This is a genomic window from Pseudonocardia oroxyli (assembly GCF_900102195.1).
GTDB classification, from domain to species: domain Bacteria; phylum Actinomycetota; class Actinomycetes; order Mycobacteriales; family Pseudonocardiaceae; genus Pseudonocardia; species Pseudonocardia oroxyli.
On the sequence record NZ_FNBE01000017.1, the window covers coordinates 1 to 17,905 of the forward strand.

The 17,905-nt window shown below is 76.1% G+C and carries 15 protein-coding genes; 7 read left to right on the plus strand and 8 right to left on the minus strand.

The features are described from left to right. On the plus strand, window positions 1-212 hold a 212-nt coding region (locus tag BLS43_RS22925), incomplete at its 5' end, for a transposase (protein ID WP_176921490.1). 118 nt (window positions 213-330) lie between these two features. On the opposite strand, the gene BLS43_RS22930 is transcribed toward BLS43_RS22925, so the two are convergent. The 3 genes from BLS43_RS22930 to BLS43_RS22940 form a co-directional block, all read right to left on the minus strand. Next, on the minus strand, window positions 331-537 hold the full coding sequence (locus tag BLS43_RS22930) for a hypothetical protein (RefSeq protein ID WP_093088693.1): 207 nt from the start codon (window positions 535-537) through the stop codon (window positions 331-333). Window positions 538-608: 71 nt separating this feature from the next. Next, window positions 609-1,400, minus strand: coding sequence for an SDR family NAD(P)-dependent oxidoreductase (locus tag BLS43_RS22935; protein WP_093088694.1), 792 nt, complete (start codon window positions 1,398-1,400; stop codon window positions 609-611). 4 nt (window positions 1,401-1,404) lie between these two features. After that, window positions 1,405-1,908 carry a mycothiol transferase gene (locus BLS43_RS22940; RefSeq protein ID WP_093088892.1) on the minus strand — a complete coding sequence of 168 codons (504 nt, stop codon included), beginning with the start codon at window positions 1,906-1,908 and terminating at the stop codon, window positions 1,405-1,407. Between the two features lie 29 nt (window positions 1,909-1,937). On the opposite strand from BLS43_RS22940, the gene BLS43_RS22945 reads away from it, so the two are divergent. Both BLS43_RS22945 and BLS43_RS22950 read left to right on the plus strand, forming a co-directional pair. Beyond that, window positions 1,938-2,558 (plus strand): L-threonylcarbamoyladenylate synthase, encoded by a 621-nt coding sequence (locus BLS43_RS22945; protein ID WP_093088695.1) that lies wholly within the window; start codon window positions 1,938-1,940, stop codon window positions 2,556-2,558. Window positions 2,559-2,952: 394 nt separating this feature from the next. Continuing rightward, window positions 2,953-4,479, plus strand: coding sequence for an ATP-binding protein (locus BLS43_RS22950; RefSeq protein WP_093088696.1), 1,527 nt, complete (start codon window positions 2,953-2,955; stop codon window positions 4,477-4,479). An 82-nt stretch (window positions 4,480-4,561) separates the two neighbouring features. Here the strand turns inward: BLS43_RS22950 and BLS43_RS22955 are convergent, their stop codons facing one another. Beyond that, window positions 4,562-6,010 (minus strand): CoA transferase, encoded by a 1,449-nt coding sequence (locus BLS43_RS22955; protein WP_093088697.1) that lies wholly within the window; start codon window positions 6,008-6,010, stop codon window positions 4,562-4,564. Then, entirely contained in the window at window positions 6,007-7,794 is a 1,788-nt protein-coding gene (locus BLS43_RS22960) for an acyclic terpene utilization AtuA family protein (RefSeq protein ID WP_093088698.1), read from the minus strand. The genes BLS43_RS22955 and BLS43_RS22960 overlap by 4 nt, the downstream gene beginning before the upstream one ends. Before the next feature lie 66 nt (window positions 7,795-7,860). Here BLS43_RS22960 and BLS43_RS22965 point away from each other — a divergent pair, with 66 nt between their 5' ends. After that, window positions 7,861-9,063, plus strand: coding sequence for a cytochrome P450 family protein (locus BLS43_RS22965; protein WP_176921491.1), 1,203 nt, complete (start codon window positions 7,861-7,863; stop codon window positions 9,061-9,063). Window positions 9,064-9,141: 78 nt separating this feature from the next. Here the strand turns inward: BLS43_RS22965 and BLS43_RS22970 are convergent, their stop codons facing one another. From BLS43_RS22970 to BLS43_RS31305, 3 genes are all read right to left on the minus strand, one after another. Then, the gene (locus BLS43_RS22970) at window positions 9,142-9,735 is read right to left on the minus strand and encodes a COG4315 family predicted lipoprotein (protein WP_093088699.1); all 594 of its coding nucleotides are present in this window, start codon (window positions 9,733-9,735) and stop codon (window positions 9,142-9,144) included. Between the two features lie 256 nt (window positions 9,736-9,991). Then, window positions 9,992-10,918 (minus strand): RluA family pseudouridine synthase, encoded by a 927-nt coding sequence (locus BLS43_RS22975; protein WP_093088700.1) that lies wholly within the window; start codon window positions 10,916-10,918, stop codon window positions 9,992-9,994. Window positions 10,919-10,931: 13 nt separating this feature from the next. Beyond that, the gene (locus tag BLS43_RS31305; RefSeq protein WP_245707719.1) at window positions 10,932-11,210 is read right to left on the minus strand and encodes a YggT family protein; all 279 of its coding nucleotides are present in this window, start codon (window positions 11,208-11,210) and stop codon (window positions 10,932-10,934) included. 88 nt (window positions 11,211-11,298) lie between these two features. Here BLS43_RS31305 and BLS43_RS22985 point away from each other — a divergent pair, with 88 nt between their 5' ends. The 3 genes from BLS43_RS22985 to BLS43_RS22995 are packed head-to-tail and all read left to right on the plus strand — an operon-like array spanning window position 11,299 to window position 17,898. After that, window positions 11,299-12,807, plus strand: a complete 1,509-nt coding sequence (locus BLS43_RS22985) for a hypothetical protein (RefSeq protein ID WP_143030179.1) — start codon at window positions 11,299-11,301, stop codon at window positions 12,805-12,807. Further along, window positions 12,800-13,534, plus strand: coding sequence for a hypothetical protein (locus BLS43_RS22990; protein ID WP_093088703.1), 735 nt, complete (start codon window positions 12,800-12,802; stop codon window positions 13,532-13,534). Before BLS43_RS22985 ends, BLS43_RS22990 begins: the two co-directional genes overlap by 8 nt. After that, on the plus strand, window positions 13,531-17,898 hold the full coding sequence (locus BLS43_RS22995; protein ID WP_093088704.1) for a coiled-coil domain-containing protein: 4,368 nt from the start codon (window positions 13,531-13,533) through the stop codon (window positions 17,896-17,898). The genes BLS43_RS22990 and BLS43_RS22995 overlap by 4 nt, the downstream gene beginning before the upstream one ends. Window positions 17,899-17,905: the final 7 nt, after the last annotated feature.

The following is a 17,905-nucleotide window of genomic DNA, read 5'->3' on the forward strand; positions in this document are numbered from 1 at the left end:
GAGATCCCGAGTTCACCACCGTCTACCGCCGGCACCGGCCGATGGTCGAACGCTCCATCGCCTGGCTGACCCGCGGCAACCGGCGGCTGCGCTTCCGCGGCGTCCGCGCCAACGATCTCTGGCTGTCCCACCGCGCCGCCGGACTGAACCTGCGCCGACTCCTCGCCCTGGGCCTGCACCGGCCGCCCACCGGGAGCTGGGTCCTGGCCTGAGCGGCCTCCGGCCGCCCAGGCCACACCACGCACACCTCACAACCCCGTCCGAAACAGGCTGCCCTCGCAGCTACCCCGCCCGGAGACCGCCCTAATTCAGCAGTCTCCTAGGTCGGTTCTAGCGACAGCCCAGCCCGAACCGGCGGCCCCGGGTGCGGGGCCGCCTGCGGGCGCAGCGCCAGGCGGCGAGCAGCCGGACCAGGGGGTCCGGGTCGTCGATCCCGCGGGCGCCGGTGCGCACCGCGTCGAGCAGGGCGTCGTCGGCGAGCACGGCCGCGGAGTCGACCGGGCCCGCAGGCATCGGGAGGTCCTTCATCGCGTCCATGCCTGGTCATCGCGCCGCGCGCGCAGAACGTGTCGGCGCGGACGGGTGATCTACGAGACGTGTGCCACTCGTCAGTAGTAGGTGACGCCCGGCTGGCCGCCGCCCACGGCCACGGCGTCCCCGTTGATCGCCACGCTGCGCGGCGAGCACAGGAACGCGATCACGTCCGCCACCTCCTCGGCGGTGACCAGCCTGCCCAGCCGGGTGGACCGGCCCAGGGCGCGTTCGGCCTCCTCCTGCGAGGTGCCGTCCGCCGCGGCCTTGGCCGCGATCATGCCGGGCGTGCGTTCGGTGACCGTGAGGCCCGGGTGGACCACGGTGACCGTGACCCCGCGCGGGCCCAGGTCCTCGGCCAGCGCGGCGGTCAGCGCGGCGACCGACACGTTCCGCACCGACCCGACCAGCGACGTCGAGGCGCGGGCGTTCAGCCCACTGACGTTGACGATCCGGCCGAAGCCCTGCGCCGTCATGTGCGGGGCGACCGCCCGGGCGCAGCGCAGGTAGCCGAGCACCTTGGTCTCGAACTGCTCGCGCAGGAGCGCGTCCGTGGTCTCCGCGGCCGCGGGCTGCGGGCCCGCGCCCGCGGGCTGGGCGGCGGCGTTGACCAGCACGTCCACCCCGCCCAGCTCGGCCACGACCTGCGCGACCATGGCCTGCACGGCCGCGTCGTCCGTGGTGTCGGCGGCGATCGGCAGCATCCGGGTGCCGTGCCGGGCGACCCGGCGCACCGCCTCGTCCGACGGGGTGCGGGAGACCAGGGCGACGTCGCACCCCTCGGCGGCCAGCGTGTCGGCCGCGGCGAGGCCGATGCCTCGGCTGCCCCCGGTCACGACGGCGCGTCTGCCCGTCAGCTGCAGGTCCACGGCCTCAGCCCGGGAGGAGACCGCGGACGAACTCGGCCTGGCCGAGATGCTTCGCGTCGTCGTCGAACACCGAGACCAGGCGGACGCCGCGGGTCACCGGGGGGTCCCAGCGATCGTCGATCACCTCGTCCAGCTGCTCGGGCGTGACGTCGGCGAGCAGCTCCCCGGTCCGCGCGAACACGGCGGCGTGGTAGCCGGCCAGCCGGGTCTCGTCCGCCCGCACGGCCGCGACCTGGTCGGGGCCGTGGCCGTAGCCGGTGTCGGTGGGGTCGAGGGGGAGCCCGAAGCGCTCCTGCCAGCCGTCGGCCAGCCAGACCTGCTCGGTGCCGAACGCGTCCGCCACGTGGTCGTCCTGCACCCGGGTGAGGTGCCAGACGAGCCAGGCGATGGAGTTCGCCTCCCCGTCGACCCGCAGGGCCAGCCGGTCCTCGGTGAGGCCGTCCACCACGGCCGGCACCCCCTCCGCGATCCGGCCGAAACAGTCGATCAGCAGCTCGGCGGGCGTCATGGCGATCACGCTACCGCTACCCTCCGACGATGGCTCGGTACGTCGACGTCCACCCCGAGAACCCGCAGCGCCGCGCGATCGGACAGGTGATCGCCCTCGTCCGGGAGGGCGGGCTGATCGCCTACCCCACCGACTCCTGCTACGCGCTGGGCTGCGCCCTCGGCAACGCCGAGGGGCTGGCCCGCATCCGGCAGATCCGCAAGCTGGACGACAAGCACCACTTCACCCTGGTCTGCCGGGACTTCGCGCAGCTGGGGCAGTTCGTGCAGGTCTCCAACGCGGTGTTCCGCGCGGTCAAGGCCGCCACCCCGGGGCAGTACACGTTCATCCTCCCGGCCACCAAGGAGGTGCCGCGCAGGCTGCTGCACCCCAAGAAGAAGACCGTCGGCGTGCGGATCCCGGACCACCGCGTGGTCCAGGCGCTGCTCGACGAGCTGGGCGAGCCGCTGCTGTCCTCCACCCTGCTGCTCCCCGACGCCGCGGAGCCGCCCACCCAGGGCTGGGAGATCAAGGAGACCCTGGACGCCGCTCTGGACGCCGTCGTCGACTCGGGGGAGTGCGGCACCGAGCCCACGACCGTCGTCGACCTGTCCGGCCCGGAACCGGAGATCGTGCGCCGCGGCGCGGGCGACCCGAGCCGGTTCGAGTAGCCGAGCCTCTGGACGCCCGTCCGGCTGTCACCTAAGTTCTGTGACCGGGCGCACCGCCGCAGCGTCGCGGTCGGAGCGCCTGTCGTCCAGCCCCCTGCGCCGTTCCGTGTCGGATCGTGCGCCCTGCGGAATCATCCCGAGATCATCCCGAGCTCCCCGGCGTGTCGACTTGCCGTTCACCGCCGGTCCACCCGTAGGCGACCGGTCATCGCACGCCCGTCCGACGAGCCGCTCGGCGCGGATCTCCCCGGTAGTGTCCCGAGCACCAAGAGATGCCGGGGCGCGCAGCTCCCCCGGCGGCCCCCGCGCTCGTCGCCCGCTCCGGGTGCGAGTGACCGAGCGGGGTCCGTGCGGCGTTCCGGCGGGTTCGGGGCCGGCGAACGCGGAGGACAGTGTGGAGCGAGACCTCTCGTCCACCTCCTGGCTCGACGAGCCGGGTGGCGGCGCGACCGGTGCGGTCGACTCGGTCGACTCGGTGGCCGGCGGGGCGGACGCCCTGCTCGCCGGTCTGGCCCGCAGGATCTGTGGTCACGCCGAGCGGCAGCTCGCCGTCGCCGAGCGGCTCGCCGGCGGTGCGGAGGGCGGCGCGGGCGCGGAGATCGCCGCGGGCGCGCGCCGGCTGCTGCGAGACGGCGAGAGCGTGCTGACCCTGGTCGGCGGTGTCCCGGAGCGCCGCGGGCCCGTGCCGACCGGGTTCGGCCGGATCCTCGCGGACGTCGCCGCGGGCGCGGAGGACCCGCGCCGGGTCTCGGTGCCCCCCGCACCGTCCGCGGCCCTGCCCGCCGGGGTGGCGGTCGGCGCCGGACAGGTCCTCGCCGAGCTGCTGGCCCACGCCGAGCGCAGCACGCCGCGCAGCGCGCGGATCGAGCTGGTCGGCCGGTGGGCGGGGGACGGCGGCGTCACGATCGAGCTGCAGGCCGAGGGCGTCGAGCTGCCGTGGCAGCGGGCCGCGGCGCTGGAGAACGAGATCGCGGGCGGCGTGTCCGGCGCGATCCCGCCGGAGCGGCTCGGCCTGCACCTCGCCGCGCGGCTCTCCCGGCGGCTCGGGGCGCGGGTGGAGCTGCAGGCCCCGCTCGGCGGTCCCACCACGCCCGGCTTCGGCACGGTGGCGCTGGTGCGGTTCCCGCGGGCCCTCGTCGAGCCCGCCCCCGGCGTGCACCCGCCGCAGGTCCCGGCCGAGCCGGTCCCGGCGCCCCGCAGCACCCCGCCCGAGATCACGTGGGAGCCCGTCCGCGAGGGCGCGGCGCCCGCCCCGGCCACGGTGGACGAGCTGTTCGGCGCCTTCGACGCCTCACTGGCCCGCGCCGGGGACGACCTTGCGGGCACGCCGATCTTCGCCGCCGTCGCGTCGGCGTGGTTCCGCACCGACGACGACCCGGCCCCGCTCAACGGCACGAACGGCACGAACGGCACCCACAACGGCGCGTCCAACGGGCACCGCAACGGCGGCTCGTTCGGGCTGGCGGACAGCTGGCTGACCGGCGGGTCCGCGTCGGCCCCGCGCAACGGCTCGCCGTCGAGCTGGTCCGGCACCCGGGACGACGAGTGGCGGGCCGCCGCCGAACGCGCGGCCGCCGCCGAGGCCGAGTCGGCCCCGCCGGTGACCGGGAGCGGGCTGCCCCAGCGGCGCCCCGGCAAGCAGATGGTCACCCCGCCGCTGCGCGGCAGGCGCGCCGAGACGGCCGCCGCGGCCGAGCGCGAGCCGGAGAAGGTGCGCCGCAGGCTGTCGACCTACCAGCGCGGCCTCGAGGCGGGCAGGCACCGCGCCGCGGACCCGGACGAGGCCGAGGAGCGCTCGTTCCAGGACGGCACCGCCGAGCCCGCGCAGGGCCCGGTCCCCGGCCCCGTCCTGGAGCGCTACGAGGAGGACCGCGACCCGTGGACGGGCGAGGGCCTCTGGGAGGACGACCGCCGCTCCTGACCCCGCGAGTGGCGGCCGGGGGTCGGCAGCCGCCGGAGGCGGCGGGGCGGGTGAGCGGAGTCGCTCTGGCGACTATCGCCACTCACGGGGTCTGAGCTGGGGATTCGGTGCGCCAGACGGGTGCGCCGCTGCCGCGCGGCACCAGGACCGGGTCGTAGGAGCCCGGCGTCACCGACATCCGCACCTGGTCGGTCACGCCCTGGTAGCGGCCCAGCGGGGTGTCGGCGGTGAAGGTCTCCGGGTCGAGGTAGGCGTGCTCGTCGTCCGATCCCGCGACCCGGGCGGCGTGCGCGAGGTCGAGCACGCCGAGGTCCAGGATCCACATCGCGACCCTGGTCAGCGACACGTGCACCCGCCAGCTGCCGCCCTCCGCGGCCCGGCGGCGCAGCGCCGCGACGATCCCCGCGGCGGTCAGCCAGGAGACGATGTAGTCGTTGACCACGAGGATGGGGGAGAGCCTCGGCTCGGCGCCCCCGCCCTCGAGGTGCGCCATCCCGGTGACCGCGCCCGCGGTCTGGTCGAACCCGACCCGGTCCCGCCACGGGCCGTGCTCACCGTGGAGCGAGTTCGTGGCGTGCACGATCCCGGGGCGCACCGCGGCGGCCTCCTCGGCGGACAGCCCGATCGACGCCAGGTAGCCGGGCCTGCGGTTGGCGTAGAAGACGTCCGCGCCCGCCAGGAGCTCCCGCACCACCGGGTCGGTGGGCCGGACCGTGGCCGACCGCACGCCGACGTTCGCCGACAGGTAGGTCGTGTCGTGCTCGAACTCGGTGGGCCGCCACAGGTTCAGCACGTCCGCGCCGTGCAGCGCCAGGCTCCGCCCGGTCCCGGCGCCCGCGATCACGTGCCCCATCCCGAGCGCCCGCACCCCGCCCAGCGGGGCCTGCGCGGCGGGCAGCGGCTCGGGTGCGCTGTCACCGATCCGCTCGAGCGTGACGAGCGGGGTGGCCTCGAGGACGGCGGCCTGCTCGGTCGCGCGGAACTCCTCGGGCGTGCGGACCAGCGGCATCACCACCCCCGCCGCGGCCCCGGCCGCCTCCAGGTCGGCGCCCGACCACCGGCCGACCGCCCGCGCCACCGCCTCCGGGGTGTCCGCGCAGTCGAGCAGGCGCTGGGCGGCGACCTTGAGCGCGGGATAGCCGTTGAGCGGCATGACCCAGCGGTCGTCGGCGGTGCGGTAGAAGCGGAAGCCGAAGGCGGGCGAGGCGTTGACCGGCGAGGCGATCGGCAGCCCGTGCAGGAGCTCCCACCTGCGGTCGTAGAAGGGACACAGCCGGTGCGGGGCGGTCCGCAGGTCCACGGCGACGTCCTGGCCCACGCCGGTGCGGTCCCGGTGCAGCGCGGCGACCGCGACCGACTTCGCCGCGAGGGCGAGCGCCGCGGCCCCGGCCAGCCGCAGCGCGCTCGGGACGACCGGGTCGGCCCCGGTGAAGGCGACCGTGCCGCCCGCGTCGGCCGCGGCCAGCCCCAGCCCGCCCAGCAGCCGGTCGAGCTCGGCGGGCAGATCGGGGGTGAGATCGGGGCCGGTCACGGCAGCATCACGTGCTTCGCGCGGAGGTACTCGCCCACGGACTTGCCGATCTGGTCCACCCGCAGGTTCGACGAGCCGCCCGTCCCGAGCAGCCCGCGCAGCACCACGTGCACCGCGCGCAGGTGCGGGAACTCGTGCCGCACGATGTCGCAGTCCTCGGCCTCCGGCAGCAGCGCCCGCAGGTTCTCGGTGCTCAGCGTGCTGCACAACCAGTCCCAGTGCGCGGGGTCGGGCACCCAGACCCCGACGTTGGAGTTGCCGCCCTTGTCGCCCGCGCGGGCGTGGGCCACCGTGCCGAGCCGACCGCGCCGACCGCGCCGCCCGCGCCGACCGCGCCGCCCGCGCCGACCGGGCCGACCGGGCTCCCCGTCGCCCCGGACCGGCGGCGGTTCGGGGGAGCGGCCCTGCGCGAGCTGCTCCGGGCTCGCGAACGTGCGGGACAGCGGCGCCTCGATCCGCCGCCCGTCGGCCAGCACGGCGGTGTGCGGGACGTGCTCGACCGGCAACAGGGCGGGCCAGTAGCCGATCCGCGGCCAGGGCGCCCGGACCGGCTGCGCGCCGCCGTCGTGGTGGAAGCCGGGGTAGCCCTGCAGGTAGAGGCTCCCGACGGCGGCGGGGAAGGCCGCCAGCGCCTCGGCGGCCGACGCGGTGGCCATGACCCGGATCGGCACGGTCGCCTCCCACTGGGACCGCGGGTCCTCCGCGGCCGTGCCGAGCGGGGTGACGTCGAGCTGGTCCACGTGCCCGTCGAGCTGCAGGCGGAGCTGGCGGCGCAGCAGCGCGACCTTCTCCTCGACGTCCGGCGAGGTGCAGAACAGCATGGTCGAGATCTGCCAGCCGAGCTGCGCGAACACCGCGACCTTGTGCGTGGGCGGCGGCGGCGACCCGACGACCGGGCCGATCGCCACCCGGTCCGGCCCGACCCGGCTGAGCCGGACGGTGTCCAGGTGCACCGTCGCGTCCGGGTTGAGGTAGCGGGGGCCCTGGATCTCGTAGACGAGCTGGGCGGTCACCGTGTCGACGGTGACCGTGCCGCCGTCGCGCGCGTGCTTGGTGATCACCGACGAGCCGTCCGCGGCGACCTCCGCGATCGGGAAGCCGCAGCGGTCCATGCCCGGCACGGTCCGGAAGCCGGAGAAGTTCCCGCCGGTCGCGTGGGCACCGCACTCGATGATGTGCCCGGCCGTGATCGCGCCCGCGAGCGGGCCGTGGTCGTCGGGGGTCCAGCCGTGCCACCAGGCCGCGGGCCCCGCGGTCAGCGACGCGTCGGTCACCCGCCCCGTGACGACGATGTCCGCGCCCGCCCGCAGCGCCTCGGCGATGCCGAACCCGCCGAGGTAGGCGTTGGCGGCGATCGGCTCGAACCCCCAGTCCTTGAGCGGGGCGCCGGAGTCGAGGTTCTCCAGGGCGTACCCGTCCCGGTGGAACTCGGGCAGGCGGTCGAGCACGGCGTCCCCTTCCACGTGGGCGACCGTGAGCGACACGCCCGCCTCGGCGAGGTCCGCGCGCAGGGCGGCGGCGAGCCCGGCGGGATCGAACCCGCCCGCGTTCGTGACGACCTTGATCCCGCGCTCGGCGAGCGTCGCGAGGTGGGGGCGGAGCTGCTTGCGGAAGTAGGCGACATAGCCGCGCCGATCCGCGGCCAGCGCGGCGAGCGTGACCTCGGCCAGGTAGTCGCCCATCAGCACGTCGACCGGATCGCCCGCGAGCACCTCGTCGACGGCGGTGAACCGGTCCCCGAGGTAGCCGCTGAAGTTCCCGATCCGCACCGATCGTTCGTTCATGAGTGGAGCGTAGCGTTCAGCGAACGCTCAGCAAGCCGTTGCGCGGCGGTACTACCGTCGGTCGGCGTGACGACCACCACGGATCCGCGCCCCCTCGACGACGCGTTCTTCGCCGACCCCGACGCCCTCTACCGGGTCCTGCGGACGGAGGCACCGGTGTCCCGGGTGGTCACGACGATGGGGCTGACGGTCTGGCTGGTCACCCGCTACGCCGACGCCCGGCCCGCGCTGAACGACGCCCGGCTCGCCAAGTCCGGCTCCGGGTTCGCCACCGTGCTGGAGAAGCAGGGGATCGAGAACCGGGCCCGGTTCGCCGACTCGCTCGTCGGGCACATGCTCAACACCGACCCGCCCGACCACACCCGGCTGCGCAAGCTGGTGAGCCGCGCGTTCACCGTGCGGGCCATCGCCGCGATGCGCCCGCGGATCACCGCGCTCGCCGAGGAGCTGGCGGACGCGATGACCGGCGACGAGGCGGACCTGCTCGACGCCTTCGCCTTCCCGCTCCCGATGACCGTGATCAGCGAGCTGCTGGGTGTGCCCCCGGAGCATCGGGAGGACTTCCGCGGGTGGTCGAACACCCTGCTCTCGGCCGGTGAGCCCGAGACCCGCACGGCGGCCGCGGGGGCGATGGCGCAGTTCCTGTCGCAGCTCGTGGCGGACAAGGCCGCACACCCCGGGGACGACATGCTCTCCGCGATCGTCCGGGCCGCGGAGGACGGGGACTCGCTGTCTCACACCGAGGTCATCTCGATGGCGTTCCTGCTGCTGGTCGCCGGGCACGAGACCACGGTCAACCTCATCGCGAACGGCATGCGGGCGCTGCTGCAGCACCCGGACCAGGCGGCCCTGCTGCGGGCGGACCCCGCGCTCGTCCCGAACGCCGTCGAGGAGTTCCTGCGCTACGACGGACCGGTCAACCTCGCGACCCTGCGCTTCAGCACCCAGGACGTCGAGATCGGCGGGACGACGGTCCCGGCGGGGGAGGTCGTGCTCGTCTCGCTGATCGGGGCGAACCGGGACCCCGAGCGCTACGAGCGACCCACCGAACTCGACGTCACCCGCGACGCCCGGGGGCACCTGGCCTTCGGCTACGGGATCCACCACTGCCTGGGTGCGCCGCTGGCCCGCCTCGAGGGCGAGATCGCCTTCCGCACGCTGCTGTCCCGGTTCCCGGCGATGACCCTCGCCGCCGATCCGCGCTCCCTGACCTGGCGCGAGAGCACCCTGATCCACGGCGTCACGAGCATGCCGGTCCGGCTGCGCTGATCCGGCTCCGGCCCCCTCGTGAGCGGCGATGGTCGCTCTGGCGACCATCGCCGCTCACGGGGCTGAGCCGGGGATACCTCAGGTGCCGGTGCCGTGGTGGGCGGCCGCGCCGAAGCCCGCCGGCTGGGAGTCGGGGGCGGTCGCCGGGCTGGCGGCGGGGCCTGCGGCGGCGGGGGTCCCGTTGGCGCCCATCGCGGCCCACGTGCCGCCGACGCCCTCGCCCTTCGCCTCGCCGGGCCGCGTGTCGCCCGCGTAGCGGTAGAGCGGCCAACCGTTCAGGGTGAGCTGCTGGGTGCCGTCGGGCCTGCCGACCGTGCCGACCAGCCCGGTCGGGATGCCCTGCAGGGCGGGCTGGCCGTCCCCCTTCACCGGCGGCCACTTCGCCGCGCACTCGCCCAGGCAGGTCGAGGCGGACGGGGTGGTGCGGTCGTTCGCGAAGCGGTAGACGGTGAACCCGTCGGTGGTCACCACGGTCCCGACGGCGGTGACGCCGGTACCGAGCCCGCCGGTGGGGACGGTCGTGGTGCCGGCCGCGGCGCCCGCCGCGGTGCCGACGGGGGCGGCGTCGCGGGCGTCGGTGAAGCCGCCCGCCGAGCAGGCGGACAGGGCGAGGGTCAGGGCGGCCGCGGCGGTGAGTGCGGCGACCCGCGGAAGGCGACGGGGGAGCGTCATCGTGGGGTGTCCTCGGACTCGGTCACATCGGGGGAGCGTTCGTGCGGATCCCGACGGCGGGGGGCGTGACGTCGGGATCCGCTGCGATGGACCCTACGAATCCGGACACCGCGCCCGTTGTGTCACTGAGAGGTGGTCACGCCGCGCGACGTGCCGGACGCGCCGAGCGGCGCGGTGCTGCTGCCGGCGCCCCGTGATGTTCGGCCGAATGCCGCAGGGCCTCCTCAGAATCGACGAGACGGCGCCGTTCGACCCCTCACGGAACGCGTTGACCCGGCCACGCGGCGAGAGATCGCGCACTCTCGAACCGCCTGGCCCGTCCGGTGAGCGGGTCGTCGAATTCCAGGGTCGTCGCGAGGAGCTGCAGCGGGTTCGTGAAGTCGTCGAGCGGGGTCTCGCGGAGCACGGGGTAGAAGTCGTCCCCCAGGATCGGGATGCCGAGCCCGGCCAGGTGCAGCCGCAGCTGGTGCGTGCGCCCGGTGTGCGGGTGCAACCGGTAGAGCCCGCGCTCCCCGCGCGTCTCGACGAGCTCGACGAGGGTCTCGGCGTTCGGCTCGCCGGGCTCCTCGTAGGCGCAGATCACCCCGCGCTCCTTCACGATCCGGCTGCGGACCGTCCGCGGCAGCTCCAGCTCCGGCCGGACGGGCGCGACGGCCCGGTAGGTCTTGCGGACCCGCCGGTCGCGGAACAGCGTCTGGTAGCGCCCGCGCAGCTCGGGCCGCACGACGAACAGGACCAGCCCGGCCGTCACGCGGTCGAGCCGGTGCGCGGGGGAGAGCTGCGGCAGGTCCAGGTCGCGGCGCAGCCGGACCAGCGCGGTCTCCAGGACGTGGCGCCCGCGCGGGATCGTGGCGAGGAAGTGCGGCTTGTCGACGACGAGGATGTCCTCGTCCCGGTGCACGATCCCGATCTCGAAGGGGACCGGCACCTCCTCGGGCAGGTCGCGGTGGAACCACACGAAGGACGCAGGCCGGAACGGGGCGTCCACGCCCAGCGGTCCGTCCTCGTCGACGATCCGGCCCTCGGCGAGCATCTCGGCGACCCGCTCGGGCGCCACCCGCGGCAGCCGCTCGACCAGGTGCTCCCGCAGCGTGGCCCACGGGCCGGCGTCCGGGGTGCGCAGCCGGACGGGATCGAGCCCGTGCCGCTGCGGCAACGGCGCGGGCCGCCGCCGTCTGCTCACCCCACCACGGTACTCAGAACGGGATCAGCGGGACCAGGAAGGTGCGCAGCAGCAGCACTCCGAAGAACACGACCATGAACGCGAGGTCCAGGCCGAAGTTGCCCAGCCGCAGCGTCGGGACGACCCGGCGGACCGGGGCGATCACCGGCTCGGTGATGCCGTGGGTGATGCGCCGCGCCTGGTGGAGCGCGCTGCCACCGCCGCCCGCCACCGAGATCCAGTCCACGATCACCCGGGCGAACAACACGATCTGGAACAGCACGAGGACCGTGCCGACGAGCCATCCGACCACGGCTCCTCCTCTCTCTCCCGGTCTCTCCCGGGACCTCTCACGGGGGCAACGAGTCGGCGGTGGTCGGAAGTTCCTAAGGTGGTCGCCGATGACGAGCGCACCGGTGGTGTCGCCCGCCGCGGACGCCACCGCGCGGGCCCGCTGGCGTGCGCTCACCCTGACCGACCCGATCTCCCGCCTCGTCCGCAACGCGGCCCACGCGGGCATCGACGACGAGGCGTTCGACCTGCGCCAGCTCGCCCTCGCGGCGGTGGACCTCGTCGTCGGGTCGATGGGGTTCGCCCGCGAGGCGACCCTGGACGAGGTCGCGGACGACCTCACCCGGCTCGCGCTGCGGATGCGCCCCGAGCTCGCCCACCAGGCCCGGGACGTGGCGCAGGTCGTGCTCAAGGGCCTGCTGAACGAGGCGCACGAGCACCGCCGCTTCACCTACTGGTTCGCCGACCTGTCCGGCGACCAGGTGGTGCGCGAGCCCTACAGCTTCCGGCTGCTGTCCCTGCGCGAGGCCGAGTACGGGCCGGTGCTGACCGCGTCGGACCAGGCGATCACGCTGTTCCTGCACGGCCTGGACGTGGACATCGAGGACGCCGACCGCGCGCTGGCCCACGTGCTGCAGCGGCAGCTGGACGACCGGCGGTTCGACGCCGCCGCCCGCACCGCGGCGCAGGCCGAGCGGACGTCGGTCGGCATCGCCGCCACCCTCGCCGAGCTGCTGGACGCGACCCGGCGAGACGTCGGGTCGCACGACTGGCTCGTCGACGTGCCGGACCGGCTGAGCGCGGCGCGCCGGCACGTCGAGGAGCGGATCGCCGAGGACGACCGGTTCCTGGAGCACGTCCAGGGCGGCCTCGACACCGAGACCGGCGCGGACGTGCGGGCCACGTCCGGTCGGATCGTCGACCTGCTGCGGCGGGTCCGGCAGGTCCATCTCGACCTGGAGAAGCGCCTGGTCGGCGCCCGCGAGGTGTTCCTCGCCGCCCAGGTCCGGCAGCGCCTGGCCCGGCGGCGCAGGCTGCGCATGCTCGCCGTCGGCGAGGACGTCCTGCTCCCCACCCTGGGCCTGCCGCGCGAGCAGGCCCTCGAGGTCGGCACGGCGTTCGCCGACCGGGCGCTCGGGGTGACCGTGCCCCGGCTCGTCCGGTTCGACGACCTGCTGGACCAGCTGTGGGCGCCGCCGCGGCAGCGGGAGACGGTGGAGCCGCTCGCCGAGGACGAGGGCCTCGACGAGATCGAGGAGCCGGACGTGCAGCGCTACCCGCCCGAGGTCGTCGCCGCGGCGGGCGAGGTGCTGGCCGTGGCGCGCGCGGACGCGGCGGGCGCCCCGCTGTCCGCCCTGCTGGACCGGTGCCCGGACGACGAGGTCGCCGAGCTGGTGATCCTGACGACGCTGTGGGCGTTCGCGCCGGACCCGGCCGCGGACTCCGAGGAGCCGGACGACTCGGTGGAGCTGGCCGCGGGGCTGGAGGCGGTCGACCGGGACGGAGCGGCCGGGGTGCTGGACCACCGGCTGGCCCGCGGCCGGGACCTGGTGCTGCGCCCCCTGCCCGCCGAACGTGCGGTGACGGACGAGGACGAACGGGTGATGGTCGGTGGGTAGCAGCTCCGTCGCGGCGGACCTGACCGAGGTGCGGGCGGCCGCCGAGCTGCTCGGCTTCGGTCTGCAGCGGCGTTCGCGTCCGGTGGAGGGCGGCGACTACCGCGCCCTGCTGGACCGCTACCGCAGCGAGCTGCGCTTCCGGGACGTGGTGGACACGATGGCCGAGGGGCTCGGGCTGGAGGTGCTGGGCACGCCGCGGTCCGGGCTGGTGCTCGCCCCCGAGCCGGGCGGGCCGTTCGCCACCCGGCTGACCGACTTCCGGGCGATGGACCAGGCGGAGCGGCTGGTCTTCGGCCTGGTCCTGATCGGGATCGCCGCCTACGCCTACCCCCAGGACGTGGACTTCGACGACCCGGAGACCAAGCTCGTCGACCTCGTGAAGGTGGACGAGTTCCTGCGCTCGGCGATCGACACGCTGCGCGCCCAGGAGGGCGGGGAGGGCACCCCGGAGGAGCGGGCCCGGGCCGCCGCGGAGGTGTACGCGGACATGCCGCAGCTGATCACCACGCAGACCGGGCGGCGCGGGCGCGGCTGCACACTCAAGGCGATCGAGGACGCGCTGGGCTGGCTCGTCGACCAGGGCGCCGCCCGGGAGGCCACCTCCCTGGGCCCGGACGTCTACCAGCTCACCGACCGCTTCCGGCTGCTCGTCGCCGACTCCGCGGGCGGGGCGGCGCTCGACGCCCTGCGTGCGCTGCGCAGCGGTGGCCCGGGAGCCGCCGCGTGAGCGCGCCGGTGATGTGGAAGATCAGCCGGGTCCGGATCGACCGGATGGGGCCCTCGGCGGCCCGCTTCCTCGACGTCACGCTGGACTTCACCGACGCCGAACGCAAGCCGGTCGACTCGATCCTCTGGCTGCGCAACGGCGGCGGGAAGTCCACCGTGCTCTCGCTGATCTGCGCGCTGATCCGGCCCGCCCGCCGGGACTTCCTCGCCACCGCGGCCACCGGCAAGCACCTCGAGGACTACGTCCTCGGGGCGGACACCGGACACGTCGTCGTCGAGTGGTCGGGGCCGGGTGGACGCCTGGTGACGGGCGCGGTCTACGAGTGGGCCGACCGGGCCCAGCCCGCGGACCCCAACCGCGAGCACGACCGGCTCGGCGCCCGCTGGTACCTGTTCCGCGAGGTGGACGACCGGGTGGCGCTCGACCGGCTGCCGCTGGCCGAGCGGCTCACGCAGAAGGACTTCGTCGCGGCGCTGCGGGCGTGGGACACGGTGCCCGGGGCGGGCGTCGTGGTGACCGACCGGCAGGACCGCTGGGCGCAGGCGCTCGACGAGCACGGCCTGGACCCGGCGATCTTCAACGCGTTGCTGCAGATGAACGCCACCGAGGGTGGCATCGAGGGGCAGTTCCAGTTCCGCAACGCCGACCAGTTCGTGCGGTACCTGCTGGAGCTCATCGTCGATCCCGAGGTGCCCGGGCAGGTCTCGCAGATCCTGGAGAAGGTGCGGGCCGGGCTGGCCGAGCGCCCGGAGCTGCTGGCGGACCAGGCGTTCGCCACCGAGGCCGTCCCGCTGGTGCGCGCGCTGGCCGAGAGCCGCGACGCGCTGACCGGCGCGGAGGAGGCCGAGCGGGCGCTGGCCGAGCGCGCGGCCGCCCTCGCCGGCGCGATCGCGGCCGGCGTCTCGCGGGCCCGGCGGGAGGAGGCCGAGCACGCGGACCGGGCCGAGGAGATCGGCGGCGAGGCCGCCGAGCACCGCGACCGGGCCGCGCTGGCCGAGGGCCGGTCGGCCGCGCTGCACGGGCTCGCGGCGCGCTACCGGCTGGCCGCGGCGCAGGAGGAGCTGGCACGGGCCCGGGAGGCGCAGACGCGCACCGCCCGGACCGAGGCCGCGTGGCGCGGGGTCGGGGAGCTCCTGCGGCTGCGGGCGGCCCGGGACCGGGTGACCTCGCTGGAGGAGCAGCTGGCGGCGGCGACCGCGGAGGCCGAGCCGCTGCGCGTGCGGCTCGCGCAGGCGGCGGCGGACCTCGCCCGCGCCCTGGACGCCGCCCTCGCCGAGCACACCGCCCGGGCGGACGAACTGGACGCGCGGCTGGCGGCGGCCCGCGAGGCCGAGACCGCGGCCCGGGCGGCGGTCCGGCGGTCCACGGCGGAGGAGGGCAGGCTCTCCGGTGAGCTCGCCGCGGCACAGCGCACGCTGGCGGACGTCGACGAGAGCATCGCCGCCGCCGTGCGGGCCGGGCACCTGGAGGCAGACGAGGACGTGGCCGTCGCCGCGGACCGGCACCGGACGGCGGACGCGGAGGCGGCCGTCGAGCTCGGGCGGCTGGTCGAGGAGCGGGCGGCGCTGCGGGAGCGGCGCGAGGAGCTGCGGGCCGCCACCGAGGCGCTGGTCGCCGAACGGCGCACGCTGACCGAGACGCACACCGCGGACACCGCCCGCGCGGCCGAGCTGCGCGAACGCGCCGCGGCGCTGGCCGCCGAGGAGCGGCTGGCCGCGTTGGCGGGGGGTGGGACGGTCGATCCCGTCGCGGAGGCCGGAGACCTCGACGAGCTGCTCACCGCGGCGATCGCGCGCACCGAGCGGCGGCGCGTGGAGCTGGCGGTCGAGGGCGCGGAGGACGAGCGGGCCCTCGACGCGTTGGCCGCCACCGAGCTGCTGCCCCCGGCCCTGGACCTCGACCGGGCGCGGCAGGCCGTCGAGGCCGCCGGCATCGCCGTGACCACGGGCTGGCGCCATCTGGCGGACTCGGTCGCCCCCGCCCGGCACGAGGCCGTCCGCGAGGCGGCGCCCGCGCTGGTCGCGGGCCTGCTGGTGCACGACCCGGCGGACCGCGGCGCGGCGCTCGAGGCGGTGCACGGCGCCGGTCTGCGCCCCACCTCGATGATCGTCGTGAGCACCACCGCGGCCCTGCAGGCCGTGGTGGACGGGGAGGCCGCCGCCGCGCACGCGGTCGTGCGCCCGGCGCCCGCGCTGACCGACCGCGCCGCGAGCGGCCCGGAGATCACCGCCCGCGAGCGGGCCCGGGCCGGGCGGGCGGGTGCGGACGCCGAGCTCGCCGCCGAGCGGGAACGGGACGCGGACCTGCGCCGCCGCGTGCGGGACCTCCGGGCCGACTGCCCGCCGGGGACCCTGGCCGCGCTGGACCGGTCGATCGCCGAGGCGGCCGCCGGGTTGTCGCGCGTCGCCGCCGACGACCAGCGGGTCGCACAGGACCTCGCCGCGGCGGACGCCGCCGAGGAGGCCCTCGACGCGCGCCGGTCCGCCGCCGAGGAGGTCCGCCGGGCGGCCGCCGTCGCCGGTGCGGTGCTGGCCGGGCTCGCCGAGCGGCTGCGCACCGCGGAACCGGTGCGACAGCGGGCCCGCGCGCTGCCCGCCGAGATCGCCGCGGCCCGCGCCGCGGGCGAGGAGGCGGCCCGCACCGAGGAGACCGCGCAGCGCGAGGCCCGCGAGGCGGAGGAGTCCGGCGGCGCGACCCGCCGCGCCCTGGCGGACCTGCGCGCGGAGCGCGACCGGCTCGGGGAGGTCGGGGAGGTCGGGGCCGGCCCGGTCCCGGATCTCGGTGAGGCCCGCCGGGCCCACGAGTCCGCCGAGCAGGCCTACCGACGCGAGGTGTCGGACTCGGCGCTGGCCGCGTCCCTGGCGGAGGCGCGGCGCGTGCTCGCCGATCCCGGCGGGCCGTCCGCGCAGGTCGCGGCCCTGGATTCGGCGGTGCGCGCCGCGGCCGAGGAGCTGCTGGGCGCCCCCGAGGCGGTGGACGCACCCTCCCGCGAGGCCGCGCTCGCCCGGGCCGTCGAGGCGGGGCGGGCGGCCACCGAGGCGGTCGGCGAGCGGCGCAGCGCGGTGGCGGCCGCGGAGGCGGAGGTCGTGCGCCACCCGGAGGGCGGGGACCTCCCGGACCCCGTGCCGGACACCGTCGAGGCGGCGCTGGCCGGCGCGGCCGAGGCGGAGGACGAGCGGGCGGGCCACCGTGCCGCCGCCGAACGGTCCCGCAGCGAGCTGGAGCTCGTCGGCGGGCTGCGGGCCGAGGCTCGGGAGCGGGTCACCGGGCTGGCGCACCAGGGCGAGCTGCTGGGCGTGGCGCCCGCGGCGGACGTGCCCGCGGCGCCGGAGCCGGCGGAGCCGCTCACGGTCGCGGACGCGCGGGAGGCGGTCGTCGCCCTCCGCGAGCAGCTCGACGCCACCGCCGCCGCCGTCCGACGTGCCCGCGCGGCCCTGGAGAAGGGCGCCCGGGAGATCGTCGTGTGGGCGTCGGTGGAGCGGTTCGCCCAGGTCAAGCCCGCGATCCGGGACCGCTTCCGGGTCCCGGACGTCGCCGGGGAGATCGGGCCCGTCGCGGCCGACCTCGCCGCCGAGCTGGAGCTGTTCGCGGAGAACGTGCGCATGCGCCTCGAGGAGCTGGAGGAGCACAAGTCCGTCGTGGTCACCGCGATGACCGGGATGGTCCGGCAGGCGCTGCGGTCGCTGGCGCGGGCCCAGTCGCTGTCCGAGCTGCCCGAGAACCTCGGTCCGTGGGCCGGACACCGGTTCCTCGACGTCGGGCCGCGATCGGCGGTGGAGACGGCGGACGCGGTCGTCCGGGACCGCTGCGCCCGGCTGGTGGACGTGCTGACCGCCCGCGGCGCCGAGGTGCCCCGCGGCCAGGAGCTGCTCTGGCAGGCCACGAACGCCGTCGTCGGCGACGGGAACTGGCGGGCCCGGGTGCTCAAGCCGTCCACGGCGCTGGCGCTGGAACGGGTGTCGGTCGAGCGGATGCGCAAGTGGTCGGGCGGGGAGAAGGTCACCATCTCGCTGCTGCTGTTCTGCATGGTCGCGAAGCTGCGGGCCACCAGCCGCGGCCGGGACGTGCCGGGGCTGGGCGCGCTGCCGCTGGACAACCCGCTGGGCAAGGCGAACTACGTGGTGTTCCTGGACCTGCAGCGCAAGGTCGCCAACGCCAACGGCGTGCAGCTGATCTTCCTCACCGGCGTGGGTGACATGAAGGCGGTCGGCCGCTTCCCGAACGTCGTCCGGATGCGGAACGCGGCCCGCCGCGGCCGGGAGTACGTGCAGGTCGCGGAGCGGATCCAGGCCGAGGAGGATCCGGTGGGGGCGATCGACACCACCCGCATCCACCGGGACGACCCGGTCCTCACCCTGCTCTGACCCCACA